3 protein-coding genes are annotated in these 2,378 nt (G+C 54.8%); 2 read left to right on the plus strand and 1 reads right to left on the minus strand.

What is annotated here, in order from left to right; translation table 11 throughout:
- Positions 1-202 precede the first annotated feature (202 nt).
- Positions 203-541, plus strand: coding sequence for a YqjD family protein (locus ACFFAR_RS30950; protein WP_375509196.1), 339 nt, complete (start codon positions 203-205; stop codon positions 539-541).
- Positions 542-1,188: 647 nt separating this feature from the next.
- The gene (locus tag ACFFAR_RS30955; protein WP_375509197.1) at positions 1,189-1,578 is read left to right on the plus strand and encodes a phage holin family protein; all 390 of its coding nucleotides are present in this window, start codon (positions 1,189-1,191) and stop codon (positions 1,576-1,578) included.
- Positions 1,579-2,033: 455 nt separating this feature from the next.
- On the opposite strand, the gene ACFFAR_RS30960 is transcribed toward ACFFAR_RS30955, so the two are convergent.
- Positions 2,034-2,378 (minus strand): response regulator (locus tag ACFFAR_RS30960; protein ID WP_375509198.1); only part of this gene is annotated, 345 nt, incomplete at its 5' end.

A 2,378-nucleotide genomic window follows, 5' to 3' on the forward strand; every position in this document is an offset into this window, starting at 1 on the left:
GAGCGCCCAATCAGTCCGGCAAGACCGGCAGTGCCATGAGCGCGCCTGGCAAGACTGTTCCTGGAGGTGGTATCGGAACAGGCACGGGGGCACAACCCGGTACAGCGGGCGCAGGTGCGAAGTCCAGCAACGGCACCAGCAATTAAGTTGTCGAGCGCCGCACGGTCCTACCGTGAGGCGCCATAACTCATGGGAGTCAACAATGTCTGACATCGCGAAAGAAAGTGCTCCGGCGAGCGGCGCCGATGGAAAGCCTAATGCCTCTGAAAGCCCCGACTCAAAAACGACGCATAGCGATTTCGCGCAGGCCTCCCAGTCGTGGGACGCGCCTGACATGAGCACAAGTAATGCGTCCGCCTCTGATGGCGAGGCATCAGCCAAGCAAGTGGGAAAAGTTCTCGGCGACGCACAAGAAGTTTTGCAACGGAATTATCGGGCGGCGTCTGACAGCGCAGACGATTTCGTCCACGAAAATCCGTGGAAGGCCATGACCCTTGCGGCGGTTGGCGGGATCATCTTAGGCATGCGGATAAGCCGTTAGATTTGGCTTGCTTTGTTCGTCGCCTGCGAGTGCGGTGCTCAGTAAGGCTTTGGCAAAGGCGCATCAGGCGTTGACGGCTGAGATTTGCGTCCATTCTCAGCGGTATCGCTCAATGGCGGCGTTAATATAGGCAGTGACGTTGCGGTGCGCGTACCACTCGCCGCATCAATGGGCGGATGGGCAACGGCGCGCTTCTCGGCGTCGATTTGTGACGCGTTATCCGAGGCTGACGATGCCGAGGATTGAGCGAACGCTGGCACGGGAATCAAAGCCATAGAAGTAATCACAGCGGTGCTTCGGATTGAAGACCATAGAGTCGTTTTCATTTCGGCATCCGTAGTGTCGTAATGTTGATTTGGGAACGTTTTTTGCTGTGAGTAATTTACATTGTGCGGGCGAGTGATAGGTAGCATTTGCTGCACCTACCGGTCAACGCGTATCCAATCGACAACTTCTAGAGGGAGCATAGACATGCCGTATCTTTTAGGTTGGCTGCTTGGGGTCCCAGTAATCGTACTGGTTATCCTCTATTTGATTTTTCATTGATGTGATAGGTATGGAACGGGGAGTCTGTGTCACAGGAAAGTACGGCCCGGCCACCCTTCGCAGATAACTAGGACGAAAACTATCTTCCAACTGAGGTCAGCGTGCTAAATCCTCTGTCACAAGCGCAAGCTAATGTCCGACGCTGGAAGGCGATTGCAACTTTTTGCGCGGCCCGAGCAGGTGACTATGCTGAGCTAGCTGGGCTCGAGCTTGCGGAAACAAAAGCGACTTTATTGCGGGAGCTAATTTCGATGGTCGCGCTCGCAGTGGGCGTCTTGTTCACTCTTTCATTCCTTTGCTTCGCTTTGATTGCCACGGCATTCGGAACACCGTACTTGTTGGCTGTGGTGTGGGCAATCGCTGGCACATGGCTCCTCGTATCCGTCGGGGCTTTTTTTACGATGCGTGCGCAGCTGCGCGGCGCTGACCACTTCAATGCGCTTCAAACTGAGTTACGCGAAGACCTGAAAGCGATCAAGGAGGCCTTATGAAGGAGCCGCCGGAATGGACCTACCATGAGACTCGCAAGGAACGTCGGGCTCGCGTTTTGTCCCGCCTATTGTCGACCCGAGATGTATTCAAGGCCGAGCACAACACTGGCGACAATACTATAAATGGGCCGCTTCACCATCCCGCTCGGAGTACTGCACCCGCGCTGCCATCCAAACGGTCTCGCGGCAGCACCCTGCTTGCGTCACCGAATGCGCAAGTGATTTCGATTATGCTTGTTTGCTCGGTGATTTTCGGTCCGCGACGATTATTCGCGTTGGTAGGGCTTCCCATCATGCGTGCTTGGTCGGCCAGGACGGTCCGAAGCATCCTGTCGGCTGTACCAAACAAATAACGTCCGCGAACAGCCTCGTTATCGCTTACTGATCGGCTGAGGGGCTAAGACAATGCGTTCCATGTGCGACGGGTTCAACAGATCGGCGTATTCGAAGATTTTTTAGGTCACAAACGTGTTGATCAGACCAACCAGGACGGACGGAGGCTGGCCTTTCTGACAATACCCGTCGAAAATCGAATGTGTCAGGTGCCTAAGCACCTCGTCTTCATCCAAAGCAGTAAATGCGATGACAATTATGTTTCCCGTGCGGAGATCTCGTCGCAAGGCACGTGTAGCTTCTACGCCATTTAGTCCTGGCATCGATATATCCATTATGACAACGTCGGGGAGCCACTCAGTCGCGACGTCCACCGCTTGCGCGCCACCGTGAGCGAGGCGACAGGTCATTCCTTCGACTGTTAAGTATGCGGCGAGTGCTTCTGACGCGTTTTGGTTATCTCTACA

It is taken from the genome of uncultured Caballeronia sp., assembly GCF_964243625.1.
In the GTDB taxonomy this organism is placed as follows: domain Bacteria; phylum Pseudomonadota; class Gammaproteobacteria; order Burkholderiales; family Burkholderiaceae; genus Caballeronia.